This window comes from Mesorhizobium sp. WSM4310, assembly GCF_007003935.1.
Taxonomy (GTDB): domain Bacteria; phylum Pseudomonadota; class Alphaproteobacteria; order Rhizobiales; family Rhizobiaceae; genus Mesorhizobium.
Genome location: NZ_VFTA01000079.1, coordinates 1 through 5,747, shown reverse-complemented (window position 1 = coordinate 5,747; position 5,747 = coordinate 1). Strand labels below are relative to the sequence as shown.

At 65.1% G+C, this 5,747-nt stretch carries 7 protein-coding genes; 3 read left to right on the top strand and 4 right to left on the bottom strand.

What is annotated here, in order from left to right; all coding sequences use genetic code 11:
* The first annotated feature begins 99 nt into the window (after positions 1–99).
* The 3 genes from gspD to gspG are packed head-to-tail and all read left to right on the top strand — an operon-like array spanning position 100 to position 3,193.
* The gene (gene gspD, locus FJV80_RS34340) at positions 100–2,226 is read left to right on the top strand and encodes a type II secretion system secretin GspD (protein WP_142878499.1); all 2,127 of its coding nucleotides are present in this window, start codon (positions 100–102) and stop codon (positions 2,224–2,226) included.
* A 2-nt stretch (positions 2,227–2,228) separates the two neighbouring features.
* Positions 2,229–2,723 carry an A24 family peptidase gene (locus tag FJV80_RS34335; RefSeq protein ID WP_142878498.1) on the top strand — a complete coding sequence of 165 codons (495 nt, stop codon included), beginning with the start codon at positions 2,229–2,231 and terminating at the stop codon, positions 2,721–2,723.
* Positions 2,723–3,193 carry a type II secretion system major pseudopilin GspG gene (gene gspG / locus FJV80_RS34330; RefSeq protein ID WP_185975306.1) on the top strand — a complete coding sequence of 157 codons (471 nt, stop codon included), beginning with the start codon at positions 2,723–2,725 and terminating at the stop codon, positions 3,191–3,193. Before FJV80_RS34335 ends, gspG begins: the two co-directional genes overlap by 1 nt.
* A 21-nt stretch (positions 3,194–3,214) precedes the next feature.
* Here gspG and FJV80_RS34325 read toward each other — a convergent pair whose 3' ends face one another.
* From FJV80_RS34325 to FJV80_RS34310, 4 genes are all read right to left on the bottom strand, one after another.
* Positions 3,215–3,826 (bottom strand): general secretion pathway protein GspJ, encoded by a 612-nt coding sequence (locus tag FJV80_RS34325; protein WP_095794029.1) that lies wholly within the window; start codon positions 3,824–3,826, stop codon positions 3,215–3,217.
* Positions 3,827–3,930: 104 nt separating this feature from the next.
* Positions 3,931–4,290, bottom strand: a complete 360-nt coding sequence (locus FJV80_RS34320; RefSeq protein WP_142878497.1) for a type II secretion system protein — start codon at positions 4,288–4,290, stop codon at positions 3,931–3,933.
* Positions 4,287–4,760, bottom strand: a complete 474-nt coding sequence (locus FJV80_RS34315) for a GspH/FimT family pseudopilin (RefSeq protein ID WP_142878496.1) — start codon at positions 4,758–4,760, stop codon at positions 4,287–4,289. The genes FJV80_RS34320 and FJV80_RS34315 overlap by 4 nt, the downstream gene beginning before the upstream one ends.
* On the bottom strand, positions 4,757–5,747 hold a 991-nt coding region (locus tag FJV80_RS34310), incomplete at its 5' end, for a type II secretion system F family protein (RefSeq protein WP_142878495.1). The genes FJV80_RS34310 and FJV80_RS34315, both read right to left, overlap by 4 nt.

Here is a 5,747-nt window from a genome sequence, read left to right as displayed (position 1 = left end):
CTCCCCCACCTACCCTGTGGATAGACCCCAGACACCCCCATCATTCCCGACATCGGCTTGCAAGAAGCCCTAGACTGAGGCTCTTGGGGAATCGGGTGGATGTCGAGCAAGCCGAGTCGTTGCGTCGTGTTGTTCACGCTGCTGGCTGTTGCCGGCTGCACCTCCGCGCCGGGCAAGGACTTCTTCACCGAGACCATCGACAGCCTGCACGCCAAGAACTCGCCCCTGCGGGCGGGCTATAGCGGGCCTGCCGCCGTCACTTCGGCGTCGAACGCGGCACAGCGCTTCAACGGCGCGCAATATCAGGGCACCGGCCAGTTCGTCTCGTCGGGCGCCCCGGTCACCAAAGTGACTGGCGATGGATCCGGCAAGTTCCAGCTCAATCTGGTCAACGCGCCGATCGCCGACGCGGCCAAGGCGGTGCTGGGCGACGCGCTGCACCTCAACTACATCGTCGACCCGCGCGTGCAGGGCACCGTCACGCTGCAGACCTCGCAGCCGGTGTCGCAGGATGCGCTGGTCGATATCCTGCAATCGGCACTGGCGGTGAACGCCGCCGGCATCACCAGCCGGGGCGGCACCTACCAGATCGTGCCGCTGTCGGAGATCATGGCCTCGACGCCGCCGGTCAGCGTGCCGTCGACCTCGCCGTCCGGCCCCGGCGTCAAGGTGCAGGTGCTGCAGCTGCAGTTCATCGCCGCCGACGAGATGAAGACCATTCTGGAACCGATCACCCGCCAGGGCTCGGTGCTGCGCGTCGATTCCACCCGCAACATCATCACCGTCGCCGGCAGCGACAGCGACCTCAACGCCATCCGCGAAGCGGTTTCGGTGTTCGATGTCGACTGGATGCGCGGCATGTCGGTGGCGCTGCATCCGTTGAAGACCTCAAAGCCGGAAGCGGTCGCCGCCGAACTCGATTCGATCTTCGGCACCAAGGACGGGCCGGGCGCCAAGCTCATCCAGTTCATCCCCAATGACAGGCTGAATTCGGTGCTGGTGATCACCTCGCGCCCGGCCTATCTGGCGCGCGCCGCGACCTGGATCAACAAGCTCGACAGGCTGGCCGAGACCAATGAAAGCCAGCTCTTCGTCTACCAGATCCAGAACCGGCCGGCCAAGGAACTCGCATCGGTGCTGAGTTCGGTTCTCGGCACCACGGTGAAGACCGAAGGCCAGTCGGGCGGCTCGAACGTGTCGCCCGACCAGACGCCGATCGCCATGCAGTCGGACGGCGTCACGCCGGCGCCGCTGACCGGGCCCTCGCCCTCGCTGCCGCAGCAGGACAACGAGGCGCCCGCCCATGCCACTGTCGTCGCCGATGTCGAGAACAATGCGCTGCTGATCCAGACCACGGCGCGCGACTACCAGCGCATCGAGCAGATCCTGACCAAGGTCGACGTGCTGCCGACGCAAGTCATGCTGGAAGCGGTGATCGCCGAGGTCACGCTCAACGACGACCTGAAATACGGCCTGCGCTGGTTCTTCGAGAATGGCGGCACCAAGGTCTCCGTGACCGACGTGGCCAAGGCCGCCGCGGCGGCCACCCTGCCCGGCTTCAACTGGAGCTATGCAACCGACAACATCCAGGTGACGCTCAGCGCTCTTTCCAAGATCACCGACGTCAACGTCATTTCGGCGCCCACCATCATGGCGCTCAACAACCAAAAGGCGATCTTGCAGGTCGGCGACCAGGTGCCGATCCTGACCCAGCAGTCGCAGGACACCGGCAATGGCAGCGCGCCGATCATCAACTCGGTCCAGATGAAGGATACCGGCGTCATCCTGACGGTGACGCCGCGCATCAACAATGCCGGCAGGGTCATGCTCGACATCCAGCAGGAGGTCAGCAACGTCACCAAGACGGACAGTTCCGATATCGACTCCCCAACCATCCAGCAGCGCAAGATCCAGACGCGCGTGCTGGTCAACGACGGCGAGAGCCTGGCACTGGGCGGCCTCATCCAGCAGAACAACAGTGTCGACCGCAGCCAGGTGCCGATCCTCGGCGACATCCCGATCTTCGGCAATGCTTTCAAGCAAAAGAACGACACCATCAGGCGGACCGAATTGATCATCTTCATCCGGCCGCATGTCGTGCGCGACATCAATGAGGCCCGCGAGGTGACCGACGAATTCCGCGGCAAGATCAGCCTGCAGACGCCGATCCAGAAACGGCGCGGCGGCACCAAGCTGCAGCAGGATCTGAAGAGGCTGGCATATTGACGATGGCTACGCACCCCTCTCTCGTGCTTGCCGCCACGGTCGCCCTGGCGGCCGTTCTCGCCGCCATTTCGATCACCGATTTCCGCCGGCAGATCATTCCGGACGGGCTCAACCTGGCGCTCGCCGGCATCGGCCTTTCTTATCAGCTGGCGGCGGACGCCGAGGGGGTGCCGGTGCAGATCCTCTTCGCCGCCGCGACTTTCGCGGCTGCCTGGCTGCTGCGGCGCGGCCATTTCCTGATGACCGGCCGGATCGGCCTCGGCCTCGGCGACGTCAAGATGCTGGCGGCCGCTTCGTGCTGGATCAGTCCGCTGCTGTTGCCGGTGCTGCTGTTCATCGCCAGCGCCAGCGCTTTGCTGTTCGTCGGCGGACAGGTGGTCGCGACAGGGCCGGCGGCAGCGCGGGCCCGCGTCGCCTTCGGTCCGTTCATCGCCATCGGCCTCGGCGCAAGCTGGGCGCTGGAGCAATTTGCAGGTCTAGCCATGGGACTGCTCTGATGATGCGCTTTCTTCAACCCTCCGAAAACCTTCAATCCTCCGAAGCAAAAGGCCGTGCTCGCGACGATCGCGAAAGCGGCTTCACCCTGGTCGAGCTTCTGGTCGTGCTCGCCATCATCGCGCTGATCGCCACGCTGGCGGCGCCACAGGTGCTGCGCTATCTCGGCGCGGCCAGGACCAATGCGGCCAAGGCGCAGATCCGCAACATCGAAAGCGCGCTCGAACTCTACTATGTCGACAATGCGAAATACCCGAGCGACGAAGAGGGGCTCAACGCCCTGGTCGCGCAGCCGGCCGGTGAAACGCGCTGGAACGGGCCTTATCTCAAGGGAAGTACCGGCCTTAAGGATCCATGGGGCAGGCCCTACTCCTACGAAGTGAAGGCCGATGCCAGCGGCGTGGTCATTCGCAGCCTTGGCAAGGATGGCAAGCCCGACGGAACCGGCGAGGACCAGGATGTCACCAACTGAGGGCGGCCGGTGAGAGCGCGCTCAATTCGTGCGAGGGGGGCCGGCCAGATCGAGGCGGGCAAACCCTCGCGATGAATAGGCCGCGCCATCGCGTACCACCGAAAGGGTGAAGCGCACGGCGGCGGGCAGTCGCCGCGGCGCATTCCAGCCCGGCAGCCATGATGGCGGCGCCAGCGCGTTGTCGAGATATTCGAATTTCATGGCACTCACGCCGCCGATCAGCCGCACCGGTTCGCCGGGCACCGCTGCGCCGGGTTTGCCGCCGCGCCGCGTTTTCTGGACGATGGCCAGGGCGGGTCCCGTCTGGCCTCCGTCGCCAAGCGACACGGTAATCTCGCGCAATGCGGAGGATTTGAAACCGATCGCCTGAACGGCATTGAACTCGATCCGGGCAGCATCGCCGCCGAGATAGAGCACCTGGTCCGGCGACGATTTCGACAGGGGCAAAGGCTCGGCATGGCTGATCGCCGTTTCGAGGAACCGCGATGCGGCATCGGCCTCCATCTGGAACTCGGTTGCCTTTTCGATGCGCATCATCGTTCGGGCCTGGCCAAGAAAGACCACCATCAGCGATGTGATGACGCCGATCAGCGCCAACCCCACCAACACATCGATGAGCGCAAAACCCGCCACCGGTGCAGAGGGTTGCGGATGCGCATCGACGCCCAATGAAGAAGCACGCGCAAGATGACGGCGAACGGCGCGGGCCTTCGTCCGAGTGCGGGAGAGCGGCCAACTCATGGCGCGGCCGGGCCTTGCGCCGGCACAAAGGTCAGAAACGACCCGCTTGGAAACGCGCCGCCCGGCTTCTCGATGAGAACAGCGGTCACCTTCGCTTTCGCGACGTCTATCGTGCGGGTCTTCAGGGTCCAGCCGGGTTGCGCCGCGGTTTGTGCCCGGGCCTCGTAGTCGGCCAGCATCATGCGAACCGTTCTGGCCGCCTCGACCTGGCGCTTGGCCGCGGCAATGCTGCGGCTGGACAGCACGATCGACTGGCTGGCGATGCCCAGCACGAGCGCCAGGATCGTCATGGCGACGATCATCTCCAGGATCGAGAATCCATCTTCGGACGAGGATTGGGGCAATGGCCCGGTCATGGCAGGGTTCGCCATGTCGGAAGCCCTGTCAGCCAGTTGACCCCGATGCGCGCGGTCCGGCCTTTTTGCTGCAGCGTGATGTCCATGCCGGAAGCGCGGCCGTCGGGAAGGAAGGTCAGCACCGTCTGCCGGTCGGCGACGACAGTCTCCCGGCCGGTGATGACGGTCATTTTGACATCGTCCGGCAAGGCCAGACTGTCTCGTTCGCCGAAACGGATGAAACGGCTACCCAGATCGACAAGGACCTGCTTCGGCCGGGCGGTGGCGATGGCCAATGTGCGCGACAGGCGCAGCCGCATGGTGATCTCGCCGGCCACCGTCTCCAGGCTCTTGGTGCGATAGTGGCTGACCAGCCCCGGTGCGGCGATGGCCGCGACAAGCGCCATGATGGCCAGCACCACCAGCATCTCGACCAGCGTGAACCCCGCCGTTGCGTCCGCAGGTGCGTTGGCTCCGGAAGCGGCGGTCATTGCAGCGCCAGATCGTTGATGCTGAGGATCGTCGTCATCACCGAAATGACCAGGCTGCCGACGAGAAAACCGAGCGAAATCGTCAGCGCCGGCGTCAACAGCTTCAGCACGGTGTCGATCCGCCGCGTCAGCGTCAGCTGAAGCATCCTGGCGGCGCGATCCAGCACCACGGGAAGCGCATTGGCCTCTTCGCCAAGGGAGACCAGCGACATTGTCGCATGGTCGAAAATCCCTGCCTTGACGATCGCGCCGTGCAGGCGGGCGCCATTGGCGACATTGTCTTCGATCGATACAAAGCTTGCCGCCAGCGAACTCTGCCTGGAAACATTGGCGGCAAGGCCAAGCGCCTCGGTCATCGCCACGCCATTGCCGAGCAGCAGCGCAAGCGTTTCGAGATAACGCGCGATCACGGCGTCCCTGACCAGCGCGCCGATCAGCGGGATCCTCAGCAGCCAGCGCGAAAGCTGTCTTCTGGCGCCGGCGGAACGGGACAGCAGGAGATAACCAAGCAGGCCAAGCACCGCAGCCAGCGGGAAAATGAAGGGGTAGTCGCGGAACACCGTGCCGAAGGCGGAAAGCATGGTCATGGTGAACGGCTTGGGGGCCGATGAGCCCTCGAAGATCGGCTCCAGCGCCGGCACCAGGACCGTTGCCAGAATGACCAGCGCGCCGCTCATGACCAGGAGCAGGAAGGCCGGATAGGCGAGCGCCTCGATGATCGCGGCGCGGCGCTTGGCCGTCGCCTCGAACGTGTCCGCCAGCCGCTGGCAGATAAAGGCCATCTTGCCGCTGCGCTCGCCGCTGGCAAGCAAGGCGGCAACGTCCGGGGTGATGCCCGGCAGAGCGGCAAAGGCTTCGGCGATCGGCCGGCCGCCGGTCGTCAGGTCGAGCACCGATTGCAGTTGCTGGCGCCGCTGCCGGTTGGCTTCGCCGGAAATGACCGCGCCCAGGGCGCGGTCGACCGGGCAGCCGGCGGTCAGCCACCCC

Bases quoted from the DNA above. Each gene is read 5' to 3' on its own strand.
- FJV80_RS34335 (WP_142878498.1), top strand. From the start codon at position 2,229: ATGGCTACGCACCCCTCTCTCGTGCTTGCCGCCACGGTCGCCCTGGCG.
- FJV80_RS34320 (WP_142878497.1), bottom strand. From the start codon at position 4,290: ATGACCGGGCCATTGCCCCAATCCTCGTCCGAAGATGGATTCTCGATC.
- FJV80_RS34315 (WP_142878496.1), bottom strand. From the start codon at position 4,760: ATGACCGCCGCTTCCGGAGCCAACGCACCTGCGGACGCAACGGCGGGG.
- gspD (WP_142878499.1), top strand. From the start codon at position 100: ATGTCGAGCAAGCCGAGTCGTTGCGTCGTGTTGTTCACGCTGCTGGCT.
- gspG (WP_185975306.1), top strand. From the start codon at position 2,723: ATGATGCGCTTTCTTCAACCCTCCGAAAACCTTCAATCCTCCGAAGCA.